The 24,924-nt window shown below is 52.3% G+C and carries 20 protein-coding genes; all 20 read left to right on the top strand.

Annotated elements, in window-relative coordinates; all coding sequences use genetic code 11:
- Positions 1 to 70: 70 nt before the first annotated feature.
- Positions 71 to 4,405, top strand: coding sequence for a PolC-type DNA polymerase III (locus M2108_RS10685; RefSeq protein WP_277469337.1), 4,335 nt, complete (start codon positions 71 to 73; stop codon positions 4,403 to 4,405).
- Positions 4,406 to 4,651: 246 nt separating this feature from the next.
- On the top strand, positions 4,652 to 5,119 hold the full coding sequence (gene rimP / locus M2108_RS10680; protein ID WP_082707846.1) for a ribosome maturation factor RimP: 468 nt from the start codon (positions 4,652 to 4,654) through the stop codon (positions 5,117 to 5,119).
- A gap of 26 nt (positions 5,120 to 5,145) precedes the next feature.
- A complete protein-coding gene (gene nusA / locus M2108_RS10675) occupies positions 5,146 to 6,243 on the top strand; it encodes a transcription termination factor NusA (RefSeq protein WP_277469336.1) in 1,098 nt (365 codons plus the stop codon).
- Positions 6,244 to 6,274: 31 nt separating this feature from the next.
- Positions 6,275 to 6,583 (top strand): RNase P modulator RnpM, encoded by a 309-nt coding sequence (gene rnpM / locus M2108_RS10670; protein ID WP_042177492.1) that lies wholly within the window; start codon positions 6,275 to 6,277, stop codon positions 6,581 to 6,583.
- On the top strand, positions 6,576 to 6,899 hold the full coding sequence (locus M2108_RS10665; RefSeq protein WP_036724725.1) for a YlxQ family RNA-binding protein: 324 nt from the start codon (positions 6,576 to 6,578) through the stop codon (positions 6,897 to 6,899). The genes rnpM and M2108_RS10665 overlap by 8 nt, the downstream gene beginning before the upstream one ends.
- On the top strand, positions 6,892 to 9,570 hold the full coding sequence (gene infB, locus M2108_RS10660; RefSeq protein ID WP_277469335.1) for a translation initiation factor IF-2: 2,679 nt from the start codon (positions 6,892 to 6,894) through the stop codon (positions 9,568 to 9,570). Before M2108_RS10665 ends, infB begins: the two co-directional genes overlap by 8 nt.
- 18 nt (positions 9,571 to 9,588) lie before the next feature.
- Positions 9,589 to 9,939, top strand: coding sequence for a 30S ribosome-binding factor RbfA (gene rbfA / locus M2108_RS10655; RefSeq protein ID WP_090713510.1), 351 nt, complete (start codon positions 9,589 to 9,591; stop codon positions 9,937 to 9,939).
- Positions 9,940 to 9,960: 21 nt separating this feature from the next.
- Entirely contained in the window at positions 9,961 to 10,938 is a 978-nt protein-coding gene (locus M2108_RS10650) for a DHH family phosphoesterase (protein ID WP_277469334.1), read from the top strand.
- Complete coding sequence (gene truB, locus M2108_RS10645) at positions 10,935 to 11,849, top strand: tRNA pseudouridine(55) synthase TruB (protein WP_277469333.1); 915 nt, start codon at positions 10,935 to 10,937, stop codon at positions 11,847 to 11,849. Before M2108_RS10650 ends, truB begins: the two co-directional genes overlap by 4 nt.
- Before the next feature lie 37 nt (positions 11,850 to 11,886).
- Positions 11,887 to 12,834 (top strand): bifunctional riboflavin kinase/FAD synthetase, encoded by a 948-nt coding sequence (locus tag M2108_RS10640; protein ID WP_277469332.1) that lies wholly within the window; start codon positions 11,887 to 11,889, stop codon positions 12,832 to 12,834.
- Positions 12,835 to 12,983: 149 nt separating this feature from the next.
- Positions 12,984 to 13,253, top strand: a complete 270-nt coding sequence (rpsO, locus tag M2108_RS10635; RefSeq protein WP_019910460.1) for a 30S ribosomal protein S15 — start codon at positions 12,984 to 12,986, stop codon at positions 13,251 to 13,253.
- A 219-nt stretch (positions 13,254 to 13,472) separates the two neighbouring features.
- Entirely contained in the window at positions 13,473 to 15,575 is a 2,103-nt protein-coding gene (gene pnp / locus M2108_RS10630) for a polyribonucleotide nucleotidyltransferase (RefSeq protein ID WP_277469331.1), read from the top strand.
- A gap of 213 nt (positions 15,576 to 15,788) precedes the next feature.
- Positions 15,789 to 16,778 (top strand): polysaccharide deacetylase family protein, encoded by a 990-nt coding sequence (locus tag M2108_RS10625; RefSeq protein ID WP_277469330.1) that lies wholly within the window; start codon positions 15,789 to 15,791, stop codon positions 16,776 to 16,778.
- A gap of 80 nt (positions 16,779 to 16,858) precedes the next feature.
- Positions 16,859 to 18,124 carry a M16 family metallopeptidase gene (locus M2108_RS10620; RefSeq protein WP_277469329.1) on the top strand — a complete coding sequence of 422 codons (1,266 nt, stop codon included), beginning with the start codon at positions 16,859 to 16,861 and terminating at the stop codon, positions 18,122 to 18,124.
- The gene (gene dut / locus M2108_RS10615) at positions 18,096 to 18,548 is read left to right on the top strand and encodes a dUTP diphosphatase (RefSeq protein ID WP_481856892.1); all 453 of its coding nucleotides are present in this window, start codon (positions 18,096 to 18,098) and stop codon (positions 18,546 to 18,548) included. Before M2108_RS10620 ends, dut begins: the two co-directional genes overlap by 29 nt.
- Before the next feature lie 265 nt (positions 18,549 to 18,813).
- Positions 18,814 to 19,710, top strand: a complete 897-nt coding sequence (gene dpsA, locus M2108_RS10610; RefSeq protein WP_277469327.1) for a dipicolinate synthase subunit DpsA — start codon at positions 18,814 to 18,816, stop codon at positions 19,708 to 19,710.
- Entirely contained in the window at positions 19,711 to 20,307 is a 597-nt protein-coding gene (locus M2108_RS10605) for a dipicolinate synthase subunit B (protein WP_277469326.1), read from the top strand.
- 121 nt (positions 20,308 to 20,428) lie between these two features.
- Positions 20,429 to 21,649, top strand: a complete 1,221-nt coding sequence (gene dapG, locus M2108_RS10600) for an aspartate kinase (RefSeq protein WP_277469325.1) — start codon at positions 20,429 to 20,431, stop codon at positions 21,647 to 21,649.
- A 16-nt stretch (positions 21,650 to 21,665) separates the two neighbouring features.
- Positions 21,666 to 22,541: a 4-hydroxy-tetrahydrodipicolinate synthase gene (gene dapA, locus M2108_RS10595; protein WP_277469324.1), complete on the top strand. Its 876-nt coding sequence runs from the start codon at positions 21,666 to 21,668 to the stop codon at positions 22,539 to 22,541.
- Positions 22,542 to 23,126: 585 nt separating this feature from the next.
- Complete coding sequence (locus M2108_RS10590; RefSeq protein ID WP_481856897.1) at positions 23,127 to 24,776, top strand: ribonuclease J; 1,650 nt, start codon at positions 23,127 to 23,129, stop codon at positions 24,774 to 24,776.
- Positions 24,777 to 24,924 lie beyond the last annotated feature (148 nt).

Raw genomic sequence — 24,924 nt, 5'->3', positions numbered from 1 at the left:
GAAAGAACCCAACACTTTGTCGACCCGGAAGCTTTTTACAATTTATCTTGTGTAAGTGGGTGGGGGAAGCATGGAACAGAACGCGGAGAGAAGAAGAAGGTTCGAGCTTCTGATGAAGCAGGGGGAGATTCCGCCTGCGCTGATTGATTCCTATTTCATGGACGGACAGATTGAGCGGGTAGAAATCAGCCGGGGCAATAAGGACTGGCATATTGTCATCGCCAAGGATAGTCTCGTTCCGGCACAGGCGTACCGGACCTTTTGTTTGAGAATGCGTGAGAAGCTGCAGCATATCGCCAAAGTCAGCTTCCTGTTTTTATATGATGAAAATAAGGTTGGCAGACAGGAGCTTGTACAGGAGTACTGGGGGCTGTTCATTGAGTGGGTGCAGCGGGAGATTCCGTCGGTTAACGGCTGGCTGACCCGGTCTGCACAGGAGCTGCAGGATAGCACGCTTGTCCTCAGCCTGAATGACAAGATGTCACTGGAGCTTGCCCGCAAAAAGGGAATTGAAGCCGCCATTATTAAATTTTATGATAAATATTTCGGATTTCCGCTGAAAGTTAAGCTGCAGATAGCTGAGAATGAAACCAGTAAAGCAGATGCTTATGAGGAATTCCAGCAGAAGCTGCAGCAGGAGCAGCGTGAACTCGTGGAAATGATGATGATGACCAGCAGCGAACCGGAGGAGCCGGAGGAAGAAGTTGATCCGAATGAAGTGATCAAGCTCCAGGTAGGCTATGAAATCAAGGAGCAGGCAACACCGATTCTGCAAATCCAGGATGAAGAGAAGAAAATTACCATTCAAGGGACGATTTTTGGGCTGGAGAGCAAGGAGCTGCGCAACGGCAATACGCTGTTCACCTTCTGCATAACTGACTTCACCGATTCGCTGCAAATGAAAATGTTCGCCAAGACCAAGGAAGATCTGAAAATTATGAGCCAGCTGGCCAACGGCAAGTGGGTTAGAGCGCGCGGTAAGGTCGAGTACGACCGGTTCATGCAGATCCCTGAGCTGGTAATGATTCCATCGGACCTGTCCGAGGTAAACGCACCGCCTGCCCGCAAAGATAATGCCAAGCAGAAAAGGGTGGAGTTCCACCTGCACACGACCATGAGCACAATGGATGCTGTTACACCGATCGGTGAATACATCAAAACGGCCGCCAAGTGGGGTCATCCGGCCATTGCAGTCACCGACCACGGGAACGTGCAGAGTTTTCCGGAAGCCAACCATGCTGTCCATAAGCACAAAATCAAAATGCTCTACGGTGTGGAAGCCAACGTTGTCAACGATGCCGTAAATATTGTGGAAAATCCGCAGCCTATGGATCTCAAGACAGCCACCTATGTCGTGTTTGATATCGAGACCACCGGTTTGTCCATCACCCGCAATAATATTACCGAGCTTGCCGCCATTAAAATGTGCGAGGGCAAGGAAATCGGCCGTTACACAACCTTTGTTAATCCGCACGAAAAAATTCCGTACCATATCCAGCAGCTGACCAACATTACCGATGAAATGGTCAAGGATGCGCCTGATCTTGAACCGGTCCTGAAGGAATTTGTTGAATTCATAGGCGATGCGGTTCTGGTCGCCCATAATGCGCGGTTTGATATGGGCTTTATTCAGGCCTCTCTGCTGAAGCTGGGCCAGCCGCAGCTGCCAAATCCGTCACTGGATACGCTGGAGCTGGCACGACTGCTGTTTCCGAGCATGAAGAACCACCGTTTGAATACACTTGCGGATAAATATAAAGTGCTGCTGGAAAGCCATCACCGGGCGATTGATGATACCATTGCGCTCGGCGGCATTTTGACCGGCCTTCTGAATGATGCCGAGAAGCTGAAGAACCTGACCCGGCTGGAGCGGCTGAACGATTATGTAGGTAATGATCTGTCCAATGTCCGGCCATTCCACTGTGGAATCTATGCTCTTAATCCTACCGGCAAAAAGAACCTGTATAAGCTGATCTCTATGAGCCATACGGAGTACTTCAAGCGCGTGCCTTGCATCCCGAAATCGAAGCTTGAGGAGCACCGCGACGGGCTGATCGTTATTTCCGGCTGTGAGCGCGGGGAATTCTTTGAGACAGTGCTTAACAAGACGGTTGAGGAAGCGATGGAGGTCGCCCAGTTCTATGATGTTCTGGAAATTCAGCCGCTGACGATGTATATGCATCTTGTGGATAAAGGTTTTGTGGCAACGGCTGAGGATTTAAGGGATGTTGTGCGCAAAATCTGCGAAATCGGCGAACAGATGAACAAGCCGGTTATTGCCACTGGCAATGTACATTATCTGGAGCCGCGCCAAAAGCTGTTCCGTGACATCACGATCCACGGAATTACCGGGTTCAGTCCGCTGAAGGATCAGGTTAAGCCGGATGCCCATTTCCGGACAACGGATGAAATGCTGGCGGAGTTCGAATTCCTGGGTGCGGAAAAAGCGATGGAGGTGGTTGTCACCAACACCGTAGCGCTTGCAGACCGGTTCGAGGAATATGATCTGTTTCCCAGCGAACTCTTTACGCCGAATATTGAAGGGGCGGACGATGAAATCCGCAGCACCTGCTATAACACGGCCAAGTCCATTTACGGTGAGGATCTCCCTGAAGTCGTGGTGGCCCGTCTGGAAAAAGAGCTTGCGCCGATTATCAAATACGGCTTCTCGGCCAACTATCTGATTTCGGAGCGGCTTGTTAAAAAGTCGAATCAGGACGGATACCTCGTGGGTTCCCGCGGCTCGGTCGGCTCGTCTGTAGTTGCAACTTTCCTCGGCATCTCCGAGGTTAACCCGCTGCCGGCGCATTATATTTGCCTGAATCCCGAATGCAAGCACAGCGAATGGTTCCTGGACGGCAGCGTGCCGAGCGGTTTTGACCTTCCGGATAAAGCCTGCCCGGACTGCGGCGGCAGGCTGAAGGGAGAGGGTCAGGATATTCCGTTTGAGACCTTCCTGGGCTTCAAAGGGGACAAGGTTCCCGATATCGACCTTAACTTCTCCGGGGAGTACCAGCCCAATGCCCATAACTTTACCAAGACGATGTTCGGCCCGGATAACGTATTCCGTGCAGGAACGATTGGCACGGTAGCGGAGAAGACAGCCTTCGGCTTCACCAAGAAATATGAGGAGCATCACCAGAAGCGCTGGCGGGGGGCCGAGCTTAACCGTCTGGCTGCCGGCTGCACTGGCGTTAAGCGCAGCACCGGACAGCATCCCGGCGGTATCGTCGTTCTGCCGGATTATATGGAGATCGAGGATATTACACCGGTCCAGTTCCCTGCGGATGATGTGACAGCCGAATGGAAGACAACCCATTTTGACTATCACGCCTTTGACGCCAACCTGCTGAAGCTTGATATTCTGGGCCATGATGATCCGACCATGATGCGTATGCTGCAGGATCTGACCGGCGTCGATCCGACGACCATTCCGATGAATGACCCGAAGGTTATGAGCATGTTTAACTCTACCGAGGCGTTAGGTGTGCGGCCCGAACAGATCCGCACCCCTGTGGCCACCTACGGTGTACCGGAAATGGGAACCAAATTCGTGCGCCAGATGCTGATCGAATCGAAGCCGTCCAGCTTTGCCGACTTGCTGCAGATATCAGGACTGTCCCACGGTACCGGCGTATGGCTGGGCAACGCACAGGAACTGATCAAAAACAATACCTGCAACATTAAGACCGTAATCGGCTGTCGTGACGATATTATGCTCTATCTGATCTATAAGGCGGGTATGGATGCCAGCCTGGCCTTTAAAATCACGGAAAGCGTGCGTAAAGGAAAAGGGCTGCCTCCCGAATGGATTGAAGAGATGAAGAAATGCAAAGTGCCGCAGTGGTACATTGATTCCTGTCTGAAGATCCAGTATATGTTCCCTAAGGCGCATGCCGCTGCGTATGTAATCTCTGCAGTGCGGACCGCCTACTTCAAGCTGTATCATCCGATTGAATATTATGCGACCTACTTCTCGGTACGTGCGGCTGACTTTGACATCGAGCTCTGCTGCCAGGGCTATGAAGCGATCAACCGCCAGATCGGCGAGATCGAAGCCAAGGGCTTCCAGGCGCTGCCTAAGGAAAAAGCGATGCTGCCGGTACTGGAGATGGCGCTGGAGATGACGGCGCGCGGGTTCACCTTCAAGAACATCGATCTGTACCGTTCCGATGCGAACCGCTTTACCGTTGACGGCACCAGCCTGATTCCGCCGTTCTCCGCGCTTGCGGGAATCGGTGAGAATGCGGCCATCAATATTGCTGCAGCCAAGGATGCCGGCGAGTTCCTGTCGATTGAGGATTTCCAGCAGAAATCCAAAGCGAGTAAGACGGTTATCGAGCTGCTAACCGGGATGGGCTGCTTCCGCGGACTTCCGGAGAGCAACCAGCTGTCACTGTTCTAAGAATACCCCGCAAAGTGAAGCGATGGCTCCGAAGAATCACCTGAAACTTTGCGTGGACCCCCGGAATATCAGCCCCGCAAAGCCTTGCCGGACAGGCAGTCAAGGGCTGGTACTTGTCAGTGCAGATGCACTATGGTATAATTTTTCTTGGTAATAATGAGATAAGTCCGTTGTGTAAAGAGTGGGGAAACCCACTCTTTATCTTTGGTATATAGCAAAAGACAAGTTCGTGGAGGTAATTTTCTTTTGAGCACATCCAAATCCAAAATCAAACAAACGGTAGAGCAGATGCTCGGGTCCTATCTTGAGGACAATGGTTTCGAACTGGTGGACGTTGAATACGTGAAGGAAGGTTCCAACTGGTTTTTGCGCATATTCGTAGATAAAGAAGGCGGCATCGACATCGATGACTGCGGCATGATCAGCGAATATTTCAGTTCAAAGCTGGATGAGAATGATCCGATCCCCGAGGCCTATTTCCTGGAGGTTTCCTCTCCGGGAGCTGAACGCCCGCTCAAAAAAGCAGCGGATGTAGCCAAAGCTGTAGGCAAGGACGTATATGTAACGGTTTATGAGCCGATTCAGGGCCTTAAGGAATTCGAGGGCCGTTTGGTCTCGTTCGAGAATGAGGAACTGCTCATCTCCGCGGGCAAAAAAGAACATGTTGTGCCGTATGCCAAAGTCGCCAGCGCGAGATTGGCCATTATTTTTTAACGTTTTGAAAGGGGGACCGGAATTTCATGAGTATGGATTTTATTGAAGCGATGAATGAACTGGAAAGGGAGAAAGGCATCAGCAAGGATGTGCTGTTTGAAGCCATCGAAGCTGCGCTGATCTCCAGCTATAAACGCAACTTCAATGCGGCGCAGAACGTGCGTGTGGATATGAACCGTAACACAGGTGTTATTAAAGTGTTTGCGCGCAAGATGGTAGTCGAGGAGGTTCTCGACGCCAGAACTGAAATTTCCTTGCCTGCCGCAAGAGAAATTAACCCGCATTTCCAGCTGGAAGATGTCGCCGAGCTTGAAGTAACACCGCGCGATTTCGGACGCATTGCCGCGCAGACCGCGAAGCAGGTCGTAACCCAGCGTATCCGTGAAGCGGAGCGCGGACTTATCTATAATGCTTTTATTGATAAGGAAGATGATATTGTTACCGGTCTTGTCCAGCGCCAGGATATGCGCAATATCTACGTCGATCTCGGCAAAATCGAGGCTGTGCTTCCGCTCAGCGAGCTGATGCCTGGTGAGAAGTTCAAGCAGAGCGAGCGGATCAAGGCGTATATCACTAAGGTGGAGAACACGACCAAGGGGCCGCAGATTATGCTGTCACGCAGCCACCCCGGCCTGCTTAAGCGTCTGTTCGAGCTGGAAGTGCCGGAAATTTTTGACGGAGTCGTTGAAATTCGTTCCGTTGCCCGCGAAGCAGGCTTCCGTTCCAAGATTGCTGTCTTTTCCCGCAATGAAGAGGTTGATCCGGTCGGCTCCTGCGTAGGCCCTAGAGGTACGCGTGTCCAGACTATCGTGACTGAGTTGCGCGGCGAGAAGATCGACATCGTGCGTTACTCTGACGCGGTACAGGAATATGTGGCCAATGCGCTCAGCCCGTCCAAGGTGCTTGAAGTTCAAGTCTTTGAAGCTGAAAAAATGGCCCGCGTTATCGTGCCTGACTATCAGCTGTCGCTGGCTATCGGCATCAAGGGCCAGAACGCCCGTCTTGCCGCCAAGCTGACCGGCTGGAAAATTGATATCAAGAGCGAGACGCAAGCGGAGCAGGAGTACGGCAGACCTAAAACGTATAGCGATGAAATGCATCAGGATTCCGTCTCCATCGATTAATTTGGCTGTTGACTGACGGGGGGCGATTAGAATGAAGCAAAAGAAGGTTCCGCTGCGCAAATGTGTTGCCAGCCAGGAAATGATGCCCAAGAAAGAGCTGATCCGCGTAGTCCGCACACCGGACGGCGAAGTGATGATCGATCTGACCGGGAAGAAATCAGGGCGCGGGGCGTACATCTGCGGCAAACTGGAATGCTTTAAACTGGCACAAAAAAACAAAGCGCTTGACCGTGCATTAAAGTGTCAGGTGAGTCCTGAAATCTATGCCCAGCTGGCCAGGGATTTTGCATCCGTAGAGGAAGAATTTCTAGCAGCAAAGGATAGTGAGGACAATGAGTAAAACCCTTTCTTATTTAGGGCTTGCGATGAGAGCAGGCAAGATTGTCACCGGAGACGAGGCTGTACTCAAGGCAGTGCGGTCATCGGAGGCGAAGCTGGTCGTCCTGGCAGGTGACGCTTCAGATAATACCCAAAAAAAGTTTCGCGATAAGTGCGGAACCTACGATATTCCACTAGTAATCGCATTTCACCGGGATGAACTCGGTGCAAGTATTGGTAAGGACCAGCGCGTTGTGCTGGCCGTTACGGATAAAGGATTCGCGGAAATGATCTCCAGAACGCTTGGAGATACTGTCGGAGGTGGAGTTATTGACTAAAGAAGAGAATAAGGATAAACTGCGCGTGTATGAGTACGCGAAATCTCTGAATATGAGCAGTAAAGAAATTATTACAATTCTGAAGCGTTTGAATGTTCCTGTGAATAATCATATGAGTGTGATGGAGGACGGCTCCGTAAACAAAGTGGAGCAGTTCTTTAAGGATATCAAGTCAAACGCTGCAGCCAAGCGGGACACCGGCACCAGCAGCCGTCCGGTATCAACCGGTACGGTAACCGCCGAACCCCAGAGTGCTCAGAATGCCAACAAAAATCAACCGGAAAAGCAGGTAGGTATGAACAGTAACCAAAACAACAACCAATCGACAACGTCACCTAGGCCCCAAAGCGGACAAGATTCCCGCAGAACCAACTCAGGCTCCACCCAGAATTCCCGCCCGCAAGGCAGCTCGACCGGCGGCAACCGCCCGCAAGGCAGCTCCACTGGCGGCAACCGCCCGCAAGGCAGCTCGACCGGCGGCAATCGCCCGCAAGGCAGCTCGACCGGCGGCAACCGTCCGCAAGGCAGCTCGACCGGCGGCAACCGTCCGCAAGGTAGCTCCACTGGCGGCAACCGTCCGCAGGGCAGCTCGACTGGCGGCAACCGTCCGCAGGGCAGCAGCACAGGCAGCCGTACGCAAGGACAAGGCGGCGGTGCTCCGCGTACCGGCGACCGTCCGCAGAGCAGCGCTCCGCGCACAGACAGCCGTCCGCAAGGACAAGGCGGCGGCGGTGATTTCTCCCGCGGCGGAGACAGAGGAGCGAAGAAGAATACTTCCGGCGGAAGACCGAACAACAACGGCGGCCAGAAGCGCTTTGAAGACGGAAAAGGCGGCGGCAATTTCCGCAACAACCGCGGCGGCAAGAATGGTCGCGGCGGCAGAAACCAGCCGGTCGTGCACCGTGAAAAGATTGATAACACACCGAAGAAGATTATTGTCCGCGGCAGCATGACAGTTGGCGAAACAGCCAAACTGCTGCATAAGGATGCTTCCGAGGTCATCAAGAAGCTGATTCTGATGGGCGTTATGGCGACCATCAACCAGGAGCTTGATATCGACACCATTCTGCTCCTGTCGGGTGAATTCGGCGTAGAAGTAGAAGTGAAGATCCCTGTGGACGAAGACAGCTTCGAAACCGTGGAGGAGAACGATTCCGAAGAGGAGCTGCAGACCCGTCCGCCGGTTGTTACGATCATGGGTCACGTTGACCATGGTAAAACAACATTGCTGGATGCGATCCGTTCAACGAACGTAACCGGCGGCGAAGCCGGCGGTATTACCCAGCACATCGGTGCGTACCAGGTGGAAATCAACCACAAGAAAATTACGTTCCTGGATACACCTGGTCACGAAGCGTTTACCGCCATGCGTGCCCGCGGTGCACAGGTCACTGATATGACGATTATCGTTGTAGCTGCCGATGACGGCGTTATGCCGCAGACGGTAGAAGCGATTAACCACGCCAAGGCTGCCGGTCTGCCGATCATTGTTGCTGTTAACAAGATTGATAAGCCGGGTGCAGATCCAGACCGCGTGAAGCAGGAGCTTACCAATTATGAGCTGGTACCGGAAGAGTGGGGCGGAGATACCATCTTCGTCAACCTGTCCGCCAAACAGCGCATTAACCTGGAAGAGCTGCTGGAAATGATCCTGCTCGTTGCCGAAGTTAACGAGTACAAAGCGAACCCGGACAAACGGGCACGCGGTACAGTAATAGAAGCCGAGCTTGACAAGAACCGCGGACCGGTTGCCCGTATTCTCGTGCAGAACGGTACACTGAAGGTCGGAGACGCTTTTGTAGCAGGTAACTGCTTCGGCCGTGTCCGTGCCATGGTGAATGACAAGGGACGCAAAATCAAGGAAGCAGGACCTTCCACACCGGTGGAGATTACCGGTCTGACTGAAGTGCCGCAGGCGGGCGATCCGTTCATGGCCTTTGAAGACGAGCGCAAAGCCCGTGCAATTGCCGACAGACGTTCCACAACCCAGCGCCAGTCCGAGCTGAACACAAATACCCGTGTTACACTGGATGACCTGTTCAAGCACATCAAGGATGGCGAGATCAAAGACCTTAACGTAATCATCAAGGGTGACGTACAGGGTTCGGTTGAGGCGCTCAAGAGCTCCCTGGCGAAGATCGAGGTTGAAGGCGTACGCGTGAAGATTATTCACAGCGGTGCCGGCGCCATTACAGAATCCGACATTACACTGGCGGCAGCATCCAATGCCATTGTAATCGGCTTTAACGTCCGTCCGGACGCACAGACCAAAGCTGCTGCAGAGCAGGAGAAGGTTGATGTACGCCTGCATAACATCATTTACAACGTAATTGAAGAAATCGAAAGTGCCATGAAGGGCATGCTCGATCCGGTCTTCAAAGAAAATATTATCGGTCATGCCGAAGTGCGCAACGTCTTCAAAATCAGCAAAGTGGGCAGTGTTGCAGGCTGTATGGTTACAGACGGCAAAATTACCCGTAATGCCGAAATGCGCCTGATCCGCGGCGGAATTGTTGTCTTCGAAGGCAAGATCGATACCTTGAAGCGCTTCAAGGATGATGCAAAAGAAGTGGCGCAGGGTTATGAATGCGGCATAACTTTGGAACGCTATAATGACCTCCAAGAGGGGGACATTATCGAAGCGTTCATCATGGAAAAGGTAGAGCGCTAAGCGAAGAGGTGAATACAGATGTCTAAAATCAGAGCAGGACGGGTTGGCGAGCAGATCAAGAAAGAGCTGAGCCAGCTCATCCAGAGCGGATTGAAAGATCCGCGGGTAGGCTTTGTTACCGTAACCGGCGTAGACGTGACGAACGATCTGTCGCAGGCCAAAGTATATCTGAGCGTATTCGGCGATGCGGAGCAGCAGAATGCTTCGCTCAAAGCGATTGAGAAAGCCAATGGCTTTCTCCGCTCTGAGCTTGGCAAGGCGATCCGCCTGCGCCACACTCCGGAGCTGATCTTCAAGATTGACGAATCCGTTGCTTACGGAAGTCATATCGAGAAGCTGCTCGGCGAGATCAAGCACGAAGAAAGCTAGGAAACATAAAGGAGACGGCGAATGCAGAGCTATGAACAAAGTCTCCAGCAGACCCGTGAGTTTCTGCTGGAACACGACGATTATCTTGTAGTGTCGCATGTTCAGCCGGACGGAGATGCAGTCAGCTCCACCCTTGCGGTGGGCTGGCTTCTCTCATGTCTGGGCAAAAAATACACTATGCTGAATGAAGGTCCGATTCCTAAGCGGATGGAATATTTATGGCATGCCGGTGAAATCGTGAATCTGGCGGACGGTGAGCTGCCCCGCCAATATAGCAATATCATTTGCGTCGATTGTGCAGATTTTCAGCGTGTGGGCCTGACCCAGCGTTATTTCGCCAGCGATGCGCGCATCGTGAATATTGATCATCATCCAACCAATAACGGTTACGGCCTCGTTACGCTGATTAAGCCGGATGCTGCTGCGACTGCAGAAATTTTGTTCGATCTGCTGAAGACGTTTCAGGTGGAATGGGACCTTGATATTGCTACAGCCATTTATACCGGACTGCTGACAGATACCGGCGGCTTCCGTTACACGAATACTTCACCAAAGGTTATGGCGGCCGTTTCGGAGCTGCTGGCATTGGGTGTGAATGGCCCTGAGCTGGCGGAGAACCTGCTGGAGGAAATGACGCTGGCACAGGTAAAGGTGCTGAACCGGGCGCTTAATACCCTGCAGCTGTCGCCGGAAGGGGATATTGCCTGGCTGTATGTTACCCCGCAGGACATGATTGATTGCGGTGCAGCTAATGAAGATCTGGAAGGTATTGTAAATTATCCGCGTAACATCCGCGGGGTAGAGGTTGGCATCCTGTTCAAGGTGATTAATGAGCATGCGGTCAAAGCAAGCCTGCGTTCAGCCGGCAAGGTGGACGTTGCTGCACTGGCTCAGGTATTCGGCGGAGGCGGACATACCCGGGCGGCAGGAGCGCGTATCGACGGAACACTGGACGAAGCGGTTGCGCTGGTGCTTCAGGAGGTCAGACGCCATCTATGAGTGAGCTTACAGGTGTACTGGCAGTTTTTAAGCCTGCAGGTTTTACCTCACATGATGTGGTCGCCAAAGCCCGGCGTATTCTTGGCATGAAGCGGATCGGCCACACCGGGACACTTGATCCTCAAGTGACCGGGGTGCTCCCGCTGTGTCTTGGACAGGCTACCCGGGTAGTGGAGTACATACAGGAGCTTCCCAAGGAATATGTAGCCACGCTGCGGCTGGGCCTGTCGAGTGATACGGAGGATATGACGGGAACGATTACGGAATCGGTGGATGAGGTCCGGGTGACCGAGGCTGAAGTGCTGGCTGTACTGGAATCGTTCAGAGGAGTTATTTCACAGGTGCCGCCTATGTACTCGGCGGTCAAGGTTGACGGCAAACGGCTTTATGAGCTTGCCCGGGAAGGCAAGACCGTGGAGCGCAAGAGCCGTGAAGTGGAAATCTATGAGATAGAAATGACGGATATGGTCTGGAACGGCATATATCCTGATATTACCTTCCGCGTGCTTTGCTCGAAGGGTACCTATATCCGTACGCTTTGTGTGGATATCGGCCGTGCGCTGGGAATACCCGGTGTCATGGCGCAGCTTACACGTACGATGTCTGCCGGAATCTCTGCCAGCCACTGCCTGACGCTGGAACAGATTGCGGAATATAAGGAAGCAGGTACGCTGCAGCAGCATCTGATTGCAGCTGATGAAGCCATCTCCCATTTGTCCCGGCATACAGTGACTGATGAGAAGAAAATGGCCGCCCTGCAGGGACAGCGTCTATCCATCCGTTATGTAGCGCCTGAGGTGAAGGACAACGGCGATTTCCGGCTGTATGACGGTGCAGGCGAGTTCCTCGGCATATACAAGCTCGACGAGGCGGGAGCCATTGCTCCGGTCAAGGTATTCGCACAGCGCTAATTATTAATTTATTTGTGAATTGTAGGTGAGAAACAGCGTGAGAACCGTAACCTTAAGCTTTCCAATACCGCCGGAGACCGCAGCTTCATGGGCTCAGCCGCAAGTGGCTGCCCTGGGGCAGTTCGACGGGCTGCACCGCGGACATGCCAGCGTCATTACATCCGCTGTTGCCCTGGCCCGCAGGCAAGGCGTTCCGGCTGCAGTGATGACCTTTCATCCCCATCCCAAGGATGTTATGGGCAAAGGCGATTATGATGGATATTTGACCCCGCCAAAGGACAAGCAGGAAATCCTGGCCGGTATGGGCGTCGATATTTTGTATATAATAGAATTTAATGAGCAGCTTTCCCGGGTCAGCCCTCAGGATTTTGTATCTGTAATGCTGCTGCCGCTGCAGATTGTAACCGCCGTGGTCGGATTTGATTTCCGCTTCGGTTATCTGGGCGAAGGGGATGCGGATATGCTTCGTGAACTGGGGCAGGGAGCAATGGGTGTCCAGACGGTTCCGCCGTTCTTGCTTGAAGGGGAGAAGGTGAGCAGCTCGGGAATCCGGAGAAGCCTGCACAGCGGTGATCTGGCCCTGGCGAACAGCTGGTTCGGCCGCTGCTATCATCTGCGCGGAACGGTTGGACATGGTGAGAAGCGGGGGCGTACGATCGGTTTTCCGACAGCGAACCTTCAGCTTGAAGACCGTTATGTCATTCCGGCCAAAGGCGTTTATGCCGTTAAGGTTTTCTATAAGAATGAAATCCTGTATGGTGTCATGAATGTCGGTGTCAAGCCTACCTTCCATGACGGAATGGCGGCGCCGAGCTTTGAAGTGCATCTGTTCGATTTTGCTGCTGATATTTACGGACAGGAGCTTAAGGTTGAGCTTCAGGCGTTCATCCGGCCTGAACGGAAGTTCGAGTCGATTGATGCGCTGATCTCGCAAATTTCACAGGATGCCGACACGGCAAAAGAGCTGCTGGGTTATTCTTCATAATCTTCTGCGGACATGCGTTTACTTTTGTCTCCGAAGATGCTATACTGATTAACGTTGCTGGAATGACAGCATCATAACCTTAGCTTGGTTGCACGTTCTCACCGACGGCGACGAGGCTACTGGCGATTATAATGAAGGAGGTGAACAGGATGGCATTGACTCAAGAACGTAAACACCAATTGATCGACGAGCACAAAACTCACGAATCCGATACAGGATCCCCTGAGGTGCAAGTTGCTATCCTTACGGAGAATATCGTTAATTTGACTGACCACTTGCGTACGCACAAGAAGGATCACCATTCCCGCCGCGGACTGCTGAAGATGGTTGGACAACGTCGTAAACTGTTGGCTTATTTGAAAAATAAGGATATCCGACGTTACAGCGCCCTGATCGAAAAACTGGGATTGCGTCGCTAATTTCCATAAGAGTAACCTTAAAGCAGCCTGGTTGTATACCGTATGTCCTTCTTACGAGCGACAACGGGACAGCCGGGTTGCTTTTTGAAAATTTACGGAGATTTTTCCAGTTTTCAAAAGGATATGATTCGCAGAAACGGCTATTTTACCTTTATGGAGGACAAGCCGTTTTTGCTTGTAGAATGAAACGCAGAAAAATACCAATCAAGGAGGGATTTTATGGAACAACGTGTTGAGATGCAGCTTGGCGGAAGACGCCTTGTGCTGGAAACTGGGCGACTTGCCAAACAGGCAAATGCCGCTGTTATGGTCCGCTACGGAGATACTGCAGTATTGTGTACGGTTACTGCCTCCAGTGAGCCTAAAGATCTGGATTTTTTCCCGCTTACAGTGAACTATGAAGAAAGACTATACGCAGTAGGTAAAATTCCGGGCGGATTCATCAAGCGCGAAGGCAGACCAAGCGAAAAAGCGATTCTGTCCAGCCGTTTGACTGACCGTCCGATTCGCCCTTTGTTCCCGGAAGGGTTCCGTAACGATGTTCAGGTATTGAACATGGTAATGAGTGTGGATCAGGATTGTGCGCCGGATATCGCGGCAATGATCGGTACTTCTGCTGCACTGAGCATTTCCGATGTGCCGTTTGACGGTCCGATCGGCGGAGTAGCTGTAGGCCGGATCAATGGCGAATTCGTTATTAATCCTGACGTGGCCCAGCAGGAAGCCAGCGATATCTATGTCGTGGTTGCCGGAACAAAAGATGCCATTATGATGGTTGAAGCAGAAGCAAACGAAGTGCCGGAGGATGTGATGCTGGAAGCCATCATGTTCGGGCACGAAGAAATCCGCAAGATCGTAGCCGTTATTGAAGAGCTGGTAGCTGTTGCCGGTAAAGAAAAGATGGCCGTGAAGCTGCATGCGGTAAATGCTGACGTGAATGCTGAGGTTCGTGCCTATGCCGGAGACCGTTTGGTGGAAGCCGTAAAAATCGCCGAGAAGCACGCGCGTCAGGATGCAATTGATCTGATCAACAGCGAAACAGTGGAGTATTTCGTTGAGAAATACATAGAAACACCTGAACTGCTGAAGGATGTCAAGGAAGTGCTGCATGATATCGTTAAGGATGAAGTGCGCCGCCTGATTACACATGATAAAGTGCGTCCGGATGGCCGCAAGCTGGATGAGATCCGTCCGATCGAATGTGATACGGCATTGCTGCCGCGTACACACGGTTCCGGGCTCTTTACACGCGGACAGACACAAATCCTCAGCGTATGTACACTTGGTGCGCTTGGTGACGTGCAGATTCTGGATGGAATCGATCCGGCTGAAACCAAACGCTTCATGCATCATTACAATTTCCCGCCGTTCAGCGTAGGGGAAGCCCGTCCGCTAAGAGCACCGGGCCGCCGCGAGATCGGTCACGGAGCACTGGGTGAACGCGCCCTGTCCAAGGTTATCCCTAGTGAAACAGAATTCCCGTACACCATTCGTCTGGTATCGGAAGCTATTGAATCCAACGGTTCAACTTCCCAGGCAAGCATCTGCGCCAGTATCCTGGCAATGATGGATGCAGGCGTACCGATCAAGGCTCCTGTAGCCGGCGTAGCGATGGGTCTGATCAAAGACGGAGAGCATGTTTCCATTCTGACTGACATCCAGGGTATGGAAGATCACCTCGGTGATATGGACTTTAAGGTAGCAGGTACTGCTGAAGGCGTAACTGCAATCCAGATGGATATCAAGATTGCCGGTATTGACCGCAAAATCCTGAAGGAAGCTTTGGAGCAAGCCAGAGTAGGACGTCTGTTCATCCTGGACAAAATGAATGAAGCTATCTCTGAGCCAAGACCAAACCTGTCCCAATATGCGCCTAAGATCATCATCATCAATATCAATCCGGACAAGATCCGTGATGTTATCGGTGCCGGCGGCAAGATCATCAACAAGATCATTGAAGAAACCGGTGTGAAGATCGATATTGAGCAGGATGGACGCGTATTTATCGGTTCTTCCGATGAAGCGATGATTCAGAAAGCCCGCGGTATCATCGAAGGTATCGTGAAGGAAGTTCAGGTTGGCGAAATCTATGTGGGTACAGTCCGCCGTATTGAGAAGTTCGGTGCGTTTGTGGAACTGATTCCCGGCAAAGACGGCCTGGTTCACATTTCCCAGCTATCCACAGAGCGCGTAGCCAAGGTTGAAGACGTTGTTGCCATCGGTGATACCATCACCGTTAAAGTAACCGAAATCGACCAGCAGGGCCGTGTTAACCTGTCACGCAAGGCGGTATTGACTGCTGAGAGCGGTGCGAAGGCCTAAGCCCTCCCGTCTATAAGGAATATGTATGAAGAAGAGACAGAAGCTTATGCATTCTGGCTCTTTTTTAACGTTCCTGGAGGTTTGATCCTGAATCCAGTTACTTTAAAGTTGAAGTGTCATATTTCATTTCTGTCATTCATAGGCTGGGACAAAGCGTCCTGTGCGTGCAGTGCGGGACGATGTAGACCGTATCTAGCCGGGGAGGACAATTACATGAAAACGGACAAGGCAGCGCTTGTGCTGGCCTGTATAGCTGTTGTAATCGGAATAGGCAGTACCGACGGTCCGGTAAAGGAGATGCTGGCACAGCTTAAGCCGCAGGATGCTCTTGCGGTAACGGCTGTACTGCCGGGAGAAAAGGACCGTAAAGATCTGCGGGCGCAGGTAGAGCAAAAAGCAGCCGAACTGAATGCACCGCCGGTGGATGCCACTGTAGACCGTGTCTGGAAGGCTATCCCGGGCTATAACGGCCTTGAGGTGGATGTGGAGGCGACTTACCGGAATACCCTGCTGCAGGGGCCGGGAGAAGGACTGAAGCTGGTCTACCGCCAGACGCAGCCCAAGGTGTCTTTAAATGACCTGGGGGCTCATCCGATCTACCGCGGCAATCCGGCCAAGCCGATGGTAGCCTTCATGATCAATGTGGCCTGGGGCAATGAGTATATCAAGCCGATGCTTGATATTCTGGATGAGGAACAGGTGAAGGTGACCTTTTTTCTGGACGGCACCTGGCTGAGCAAGAACAAGGAACTTGCTGCTGAAATGCTGAAGCGCGGGCATGAGATGGAGAATCATGCTTATACCCATCCGAATATGAGCATTTTAAGCAGGGCAAGGGCAACCGCCGAGATCCAGAAGACGCAGGTTTTGCTAAAAGAGAGCCTGGGCGTAACCAATAAGTGGTTTGCTCCGCCGTCGGGGGATTTTGACCAGGAGACCGTGGAGATCGCTGCAGCGCTCGGCCTGAAGACGGTGCTCTGGACCCTCGATACGGTAGACTGGCGCAACCCGGCCCCTGAAGCCGTTGTAGCCAAAATCAGTGCGAAGGCGGAGCCGGGGACACTGGTGCTAATGCATCCGACAGCCTCGTCATCCAGGGCGCTTAAAGGGATGATCCGGGCGGTTAAGGCAAAAGGGCTAAAGCTCGGAACCGTCAGCGAGACCTTGTCTGCAGAGCGGCTTCTACCCTCTGATGTTGAGTGAACCGTTATTTTCTGGTAGGATTAAATTCGCTTAAGATTTTGGGCAGAACAGAAACAGGGCTATGCCAGGAGGACGTACAATTGGAAAAAATAGTGTTATCGAACGGCCTGCGGGTGGTGACGGAGAAAATCCCTACCGGCCGGTCCGTTTCCTTTGGAATCTGGGTCAGAACCGGTTCCCGCAATGAAAATCCCTTGAACAACGGTATTTCCCATTTCATTGAACATATGCTCTTTAAAGGCACCGACCGCTTTAGCGCCAAGGATATAGCCGAGCAGTTTGATGCGATTGGCGGCAACGTCAATGCATTTACCTCGAAGGAATATACATGCTATTATGCAAAAGTGCTGGATGAGCATCTGCCGATAGCGGTGGATGTGCTGTCAGATATGTTTTTCCGCTCAAAGATGGACGCCGAAGAGCTGGCCAAGGAAAAAAACGTCATTCTCGAAGAAATCGCCATGTGCGAGGACACACCGGATGATCTGGTGCATGACCTGATGTGTGCTGCCGCTTACGGGGAGCATCCGCTTGCTTACTCAATCCTCGGACTGAAGGAACGCCTGCTTGAGATGACGCCGGATGATCTGCGCGCCTACATGAAGGAGCAGTATACGATCGAAAACACAGTAATCAGCGTAGCGGGTAACATCGATGACGGCCTGATTGATCTGCTGGAGCGCCATTTCGGCGCATTTGACAATCATGGCCAGGCCCCGGAGCTTACAGCGCCTGATTATCAGGGCGGCCTGCTGTTCCACCGCAAAAAAACCGAGCAGAACCACATCTGTATTTCCCTGCCGGGTGTACAGAGCGGCGGGCCGCTGCAGTACCCGATGGTGCTGCTCAATAACACAATTGGCGGCGGAATGAGCTCACGCCTGTTCCAGGAGATCCGTGAGAAACGGGGACTTGCTTATTCCGTGTATTCGTATCACAGCTCCCAGGCGGACAGCGGCCTGTTCACCGTATATGCGGGGACAGCGCCTAAGCAGACGAAGGAAGTAACCGAGCTGATCAAGGAAATGATGCAGGAGCTGGCTATGAAGGGCATCAGCGAAGATGAGCTGAGAAAAGGCAAAGAGCAGCTCAAGGGCAGCCTGATCCTCAGCCTCGAAAGCACCAGCAGCCGGATGAACCGGATCGGCAAAAACGAGCTGATGCTGGGAAGACATGATACACTGGACGATATGATTGACAAAATCAGCCGGGTAACGATGGACGATGTAAACCGGCTGCTGGACCACATGTTTGCTGAACCTCTCGCACTGGCGATGGTCGGCTCAACAGATAAAGCGATTGCCAATGTTAGGAGAGATGATCTTGTCTTATCACGTTCAAATTAACAAGCTGCCGGGAAATGAGGATGTGCAGCTCCCGCGCAAAATGTCCGAGCAGGCTTCAGGCTTTGACCTGCATGCCTCGGTAGCAGAGCCTGTAGTACTTGCTCCCGGCGAGCGCGCCCTGATCCCTACCGGTATTGCCCTGGCCATGCCTGACGGGCTTGAGGCACAGATCCGGCCGCGCAGCGGGCTGGCCTTCAAGCATGGCATTACCTGCCTGAACACCCCGGGAACAATCGATGCCGATTACCGCGGTGAGATCAAGGTGCTGCTGATCAACCTGGGGCAGGAGCCTTTTGCCATTGCCCGCAATGAGCGGATTGCCCAGATGGTGTTCCAGGCTGTTCCGGCAGTTACACTTGTTGAAGTGGAAGAGCTGTCTGAAACAGAGCGCGGAGCCGGCGGCTTCGGCCATACCGGGAAGTAAGGATTTAGTGCACATTTAAAAGCTTGCAGATAAACCGCCTGTTAGGGGCGATGTCTGCAAGCTTTTTTCTTGTTGTAAGGTCTTTATTTGCCGCTATTATTCATTTTCAGGCCGGCACGCACAACCTCACGCAGCTTCCCCAGCTGGGCATCCCGTGATTTATGTGGACCGCCCAGGAATTATTCTGGCGCTTTTCACCCATCCGCGAGCCCCGGCATAAGATGCTTTATAGTCGATAGTGTATGTGGAAAGGAGCGTCATCCCTATGCTTACTGGCATCAGGATCGTGTTCCTGGGCGGGGACGCGAGACAGCTTGAAGTCATTCGAAAGTGTGTGGAAATGGATGCGGCGGTTAGTGCCGCCGGATTCGAGAAATGGGAAGCCCCTAGCCCGGGGGTGAACCTGGAACAGCTGTCGCCTGAGTTGCTCAGCAATGCGGATGTGCTGGTGCTGCCTACGGTGGGCTGTGACGAGGAAGGGAATATCAATGCGCTGTTTTCATCCGGCCGCCTGCAGCTGCTGGAGGAGCATGCTGCTGCCCTGCCGGAAGGATGTATAGTATACACCGGAATGGCCAAAAGCTATCTGCGCAGCCTGTGCGCAAGACATAAGCTTAAGCTCGTAGAGCTGCTGAACCGGGACGATGTGGCGATCTATAACTCGATTCCGACCGCGGAAGGTGCGCTGGTCATGGCCATTCAGAATACCGATTTTACCATTCACGGCTCCACTTCCATGGTGCTTGGGATGGGACGCACCGGCTTTACTATGGCAAGGGCACTTCAGGGGCTCGGCTCCACAGTCAAGGTGGGTGTAAGGAAGCAGGATCATTATGCCCGGGCGGAAGAGATGGGCTGGAAGCCGTTTATGACCGGGGAGCTGCTTACACAGGTGGTCGATACCGATCTGATTTTTAATACGATACCAAGCATGATTATTACAGCACAGATTCTTTCCCGTGTTCCCAAGAGTAGCGTCATTATTGACCTGGCTTCGGCGCCGGGCGGATGCGACTTCCGGTATGCGGAGAAGCGCGGCATCAAGGCGATGCTTGCACCCGGGCTGCCCGGGATTGTCGCCCCGAAAAGCGCCGGGATGATTATGGGCAATGCGCTGGTACAGTCAATCTCGGAAGAGATTCTAACGAAGGGGGACCAATAAATGGATTGGCACGGAAAAACAGTAGGTTATGCGATTACCGGCTCACACTGCACCTTTGCGGAGGTGATGCCGCAGATTCAGCGGTTTATGGACGGGGGAGCGAAAGTGGTGCCGATTGTTTCCGCATCCGTGCTGAATACGGACACCCGGTTCGGCACATCGGAAAATTGGCTAAAACAGTTGAAAGATATAACGGGGAATGATATCATTTCTACAATTGTTGATGCGGAACCGCTGGGTCCATCCAAGCTGCTCGATGTGCTGGCAATAGCTCCCTGCACAGGCAATACGACGAGCAAGCTGGCTAACGCCATGACTGACAGCCCTGTCCTGATGGCTGCCAAATCGCAGATGCGCAACGGCCGTCCGCTTGTGCTGGCCATTTCGACTAATGACGGCCTGGGTCTGAACGCGGCGAATATTGCGAAGCTTCTGGTAGCCAAACATATTTATTTTGTGCCGTTCGGCCAGGATAACCCTGAGGGCAAGCCCAATTCGCTTGTAGCACGCATGGAGCTCATTCCTGAAGCCTGCTACGCCGCTCTGCAGGGCAAACAGCTGCAGCCGATGATTATCGAACGGTTTCATTCAGCATAGCATGAAGGTCTGCATGGAGCAGACCTGAATTGATTTATAAGCCTTACTTGCGCCGTCCTCATGCTGGGGGCGGTTCAGCACTTTTTTAGCTTGTTTAGAGAAGTAATGGAGGAATTATACAATGGGTATTTTAGTGCAAAAATTCGGAGGGACTTCACTTTCGACACCAGCAGCAAGAGAGCATGTTATCAGCCATGTCAAACGGGAGCTGGCAAGCGGATTCAATCTTGTAGTCGTTGTATCTGCAATGGGCCGCAAAGGTGAACCTTATGCTACCGACACCCTGCTGGACTGGGCGGTACAGAACGGCAACGCGCTGCCTGACCGCGAGAGGGACCTGCTGATGGTCTGCGGTGAGATTATCTCGGCAACTACACTGTGCGGGCTGCTGGAGGAGCAGGGCATCCGTGCAACTGTGTTAACAGGGGCGCAGGCGGGCTTTTTGACCGACAGTAATTACGGAAATGCAAGAATTCTCGATGTCCGTACCGAACGGATTCTACGCGAATTGCGCGAGCATAAAGTAGTAATAGTAACCGGGTTCCAGGGTCAGACCGAAGCCGGGGATTTCACGACCCTTGGCAGAGGCGGAAGCGATACTTCGGCAACTGCGCTCGGAGCTGCCCTCCGTGCAGATATGGTCGATATTTATACCGATGTGGACGGAATCCTGACTGCTGATCCGCGGATTGTCGAGGATGCCAAGCCTCTGACCTATGTCAGCTATACCGAAATCTGCAACATGGCCTACCAGGGTGCTAAGGTTATTCACCCGCGCGCCGTGGAAATTGCCATGCAGGCCAATATTCCGGTACGTGTACGCTCTACCTTTTCCGAATCGGAAGGCACACTGGTTACCCATCCCGAAGGGTTTAATGATGTATCCAACGGCATTGTAGACCGGTTTGTAACAGGGATAGCCTATGTGAGCAACATTACACAGATTTCCGTTGAATGCCCGGACGGCAACGGCACAGGCGTACAGCTGCAGATTTTTAAAAGCATGGCCGACAACGGCATCAGCGTTGACTTTATTAACGTAACGCCTACAGAGGCGCTGTATACCGTCAATGACGACAAATCCGAGCGGGCTATAGCAGCGCTGCAGGAGCTGGGGCTCCGTCCCAAGAGCTTATCCGGCTGTGCCAAGGTCTCGGTAATCGGGGGCGGAATTAACGGTGTGCCGGGGATTATGGCCCGGATCGTTGAGGCGCTCAGCTCGCAGAATATTCAGATTTTACAGTCGGCGGATTCGAATACTACCATCTGGGTTCTTGTGAAAAAGGAAGATATGGTGCAGTCGCTGCGTGCGCTGCATGCCAAATTTGAATTGCACCGCTGACAAGGAGGAATTCAAAGTGGATTTCGGAAGACTAATCACTGCGATGGTAACCCCCTTTGACGGGGATGGAGAAATCAACTGGGAGGCAACCTCCCGTTTAGTAGATTACCTGATCGAAGAACAGAAATCCGAAGCGCTGGTTGTCTGCGGGACAACGGGGGAATCGCCTACCTTGACCGATGAGGAGAAGCTGAAGCTGTTTTCCTTTGTCCTGAATAAAGCAGACGGACGCTGTAAAATTATCGCCGGAACCGGCACCAACAGCACCAGACATTCCATACATCTTACGAAGGAAGCAGAAAAAATCGGCGTAGACGGTGTTCTGCTGGTCGTTCCTTACTACAACAAACCGAACCAGGAAGGGCTGTATCAGCACTTCTCGGCGATTGCCGGCAGCACCTCTTTGCCCTGTATCCTGTACAATGTTCCCGGACGAACAGGTGTGAGCATGAGTGCGGCAACGACACTGCGGCTTGCGGAGATTCCGAATATTGTCGCCACCAAGGAATGTGCCTCCGTGGACCAGATCACATTGATTGCTACGGCATGCCCTGAGGATTTTCATGTCTACACAGGCGATGATTCTGCAGGTCTGGCTACCCTTGCGGTGGGCGGGCACGGAATTATCAGTGTGGCGGGACATATTATCGGATTCCAGATGTCAGAGATGATTCAGGCATACCTGGCTGGAAATGTGAAGCGGGCAGGAGAGCTGCACCGTCAGCTGTTCCCTGTGTTCAAGGGTCTTTTTGAGTGTCCGCAGCCGCTGCCGAATCCGGCCGCAGTCAAGTATGCGCTGTCGCTGCGCGGAATCGATGTCGGTTCGGTCCGGCTCCCGCTGGTCGGCCCGGACGAAGCTGAAGCCGCTTTTATCGAAGCTCTGCTGAAATAGCCCATTATTTGTTTTTAGAATGTAAATGCATGAGCCGGCATCCCTTTTTAGGGGGCCGGTTTTTTGGTGCCTTTCTGCATTTTACGTGAGAGCTTAGCTTAAACTTTTCCGCAAATAATGCCTGTATTTTAAGGAAAGAATAAGCTTACATAGTGGATGACTTGTCTTTTGCCAAAAAAATCATGTATAATGTTCTTAAGTGACTGGGTGCGGTTAATTAAATATGCGGTAATCTTCCGTCAATGTTTATTTTACATTGTGAGACAGGGTAGGTCCTTGTACAAGTCTGTGCTACTGCTGTTGATTTTTTGCGCGAGGGGCGCGGCAGTGGCGTTTGACGGAAATTATCCGGTTGAAGAAGCTACTCACTGCTTGGTCTCGGGGATTTTTCGCATTGCACAGCAGATATGATCTAGACTGAAGCGGAATATCCCTGTTCTTTATGGAAGCTATCGGCAATTTGAACAATGTGTTCAGCGCCGCTGAAATATGAAGCTTAATGATTTGCCAATAAAAGGGTGACGTCCAACATCATAGGAGGGTTAGATTCATTTGTCCAAAAAAAATAACAACAACGATAAGCTAATGATTTTCGCTTTGGGCGGAGTCGGAGAAATCGGAAAAAACATGTATGTAGTCCAATATGCTAACGACATTGTGGTCGTGGATGCAGGACTGAAATTCCCGGAAGAGGATATGCTCGGTATTGATATTGTTATCCCAGACATCTCATACCTCACTGAGAACCGTGATAAGGTTAGAGGGATCGTCCTCACTCACGGACACGAAGATCACATCGGCGGTTTGGCTTATGTGCTCAAGAACCTGAATGTTCCGGTATACGGAACAAGACTTACACTCGGCCTGGTCGAGAACAAGCTGAAGGAAGCCAACCTGCTTGGCGAAACGAAGCGTATTCTGATTAATGAGGACTCTGTCATCGACCTGGGAACCTCCCTGCAGGTGACCTTCTTCAGAACCAATCACAGTATTCCGGATTCCGTAGGCGTATGCATTGAGACCCCGGAAGGTAATGTCGTTCATACAGGCGACTTCAAATTTGACCATACACCAGTCAATGGCCAATATGCGAACCTGCACCGGATGGCTGAAATCGGCCAGAAGGGTGTACTCGCCCTTATGTCTGACAGTACCAATGCCGAGAAGCCGGGCTTTACCCCTTCGGAGAAAAATGTCGGCATCGTGCTGGAGGATATTTTCCGCAAAGCCGAACAGCGTGTAGTAGTGGCGACTTTCGCTTCCAACGTGCACCGTATTCAGCAGGTGGTTAATGCTGCTGAATCGACTGGCCGCAAGATCACTGTTATCGGACGCAGTATGGTTAACGTAGTTGCCATTGCTTCCGAGCTTGGATACCTGAATGTACCGGATGGCATGCTGATTGAGCCGGAAGAAATGAACCGTATGGCTGCCAACCGCGTTGTCGTGCTCTGCACAGGCAGCCAGGGTGAGCCGATGTCGGCGCTTACCCGCATGGCCCGCTCCAGTCACCGCAAGGTGGATATCCTGCCGGGAGATACCGTTATTATTGCGGCTACTCCGGTTCCGGGCAACGAGAAGTATGTCGGCCGTACCATTGATGAACTGTTCCGTCTCGGCGCTAATGTAATCTACAGCGGCTCGAACTCCGGCGTTCACGTATCCGGTCACGGCAGCCAGGAAGAGCTCAAGCTGATGCTTAACCTGATGAAGCCGAAGTACTTCATTCCAATCCACGGTGAATTCCGGATGCAGCGCAGACATGCGCTTCTGGCAGAATCCGTCGGCGTGGATCCAAGTAACATCTTCATCACCGAGATTGGTGAAGTGATTGAGATTCAGGGCGGTGGAGCCCGCAGAGCCGGTAAGGTTACTGCAGGCAACGTGCTGATCGATGGTCTGGGTGTCGGCGACGTAGGCAACATCGTACTCCGCGACCGCAAACTGCTGTCCCAGGACGGTATCCTCGTAGTCGTCGTTACACTAAGCAAGCAGAACGGAGCGATTGTCTCCGGACCGGATATCATTTCCCGCGGCTTTGTATATGTCCGTGAGTCCGAAGGACTGCTGGACGAAGCCAACCGTATTGTATCCAGCACGCTGCAGCGTCTGATGAGCGAGAAGGTCAATGAGTGGGCTTCCCTCAAGACCAGCGTCAAAGATTCCCTTGGCCGTTTCCTGTATGAACAGACGCGCCGCAGACCGATGATTTTGCCGATTATTATGGAAGTTTAAGAAGATAGGTTCTTCTATTTAAATAAGCAGGGCGCAAAAGCCCCTTCTCTCCCGGAAATATTGGACGGTTTCCTGGGGAGGAGGGGCTTTTGCTATTTTTACGCCAAGAGACAACATTTCCATAGTTCAATCGTTATACTGCCAGGGA

Origin of the sequence: Paenibacillus sp. PastM-3 (assembly GCF_029893965.1) — a bacterium.
Classification (GTDB): domain Bacteria; phylum Bacillota; class Bacilli; order Paenibacillales; family Paenibacillaceae; genus Paenibacillus_AQ.
The sequence above is the reverse complement of the archived record's forward strand: the minus strand, read 5'-3'. Positions and strand labels throughout refer to the sequence as shown.

Bases quoted from the DNA above. Each gene is read 5' to 3' on its own strand.
- M2108_RS10685 (WP_277469337.1), top strand. From the start codon at position 71: ATGGAACAGAACGCGGAGAGAAGAAGAAGGTTCGAGCTTCTGATGAAG.
- nusA (WP_277469336.1), top strand. From the start codon at position 5,146: ATGAGTATGGATTTTATTGAAGCGATGAATGAACTGGAAAGGGAGAAA.
- rnpM (WP_042177492.1), top strand. From the start codon at position 6,275: ATGAAGCAAAAGAAGGTTCCGCTGCGCAAATGTGTTGCCAGCCAGGAA.
- M2108_RS10665 (WP_036724725.1), top strand. From the start codon at position 6,576: ATGAGTAAAACCCTTTCTTATTTAGGGCTTGCGATGAGAGCAGGCAAG.
- rbfA (WP_090713510.1), top strand. From the start codon at position 9,589: ATGTCTAAAATCAGAGCAGGACGGGTTGGCGAGCAGATCAAGAAAGAG.
- M2108_RS10650 (WP_277469334.1), top strand. From the start codon at position 9,961: ATGCAGAGCTATGAACAAAGTCTCCAGCAGACCCGTGAGTTTCTGCTG.
- truB (WP_277469333.1), top strand. From the start codon at position 10,935: ATGAGTGAGCTTACAGGTGTACTGGCAGTTTTTAAGCCTGCAGGTTTT.
- rpsO (WP_019910460.1), top strand. From the start codon at position 12,984: ATGGCATTGACTCAAGAACGTAAACACCAATTGATCGACGAGCACAAA.
- pnp (WP_277469331.1), top strand. From the start codon at position 13,473: ATGGAACAACGTGTTGAGATGCAGCTTGGCGGAAGACGCCTTGTGCTG.
- M2108_RS10625 (WP_277469330.1), top strand. From the start codon at position 15,789: ATGAAAACGGACAAGGCAGCGCTTGTGCTGGCCTGTATAGCTGTTGTA.
- dut (WP_481856892.1), top strand. From the start codon at position 18,096: ATGATCTTGTCTTATCACGTTCAAATTAACAAGCTGCCGGGAAATGAG.
- dpsA (WP_277469327.1), top strand. From the start codon at position 18,814: ATGCTTACTGGCATCAGGATCGTGTTCCTGGGCGGGGACGCGAGACAG.
- M2108_RS10605 (WP_277469326.1), top strand. From the start codon at position 19,711: ATGGATTGGCACGGAAAAACAGTAGGTTATGCGATTACCGGCTCACAC.
- dapG (WP_277469325.1), top strand. From the start codon at position 20,429: ATGGGTATTTTAGTGCAAAAATTCGGAGGGACTTCACTTTCGACACCA.
- M2108_RS10590 (WP_481856897.1), top strand. From the start codon at position 23,127: ATGATTTTCGCTTTGGGCGGAGTCGGAGAAATCGGAAAAAACATGTAT.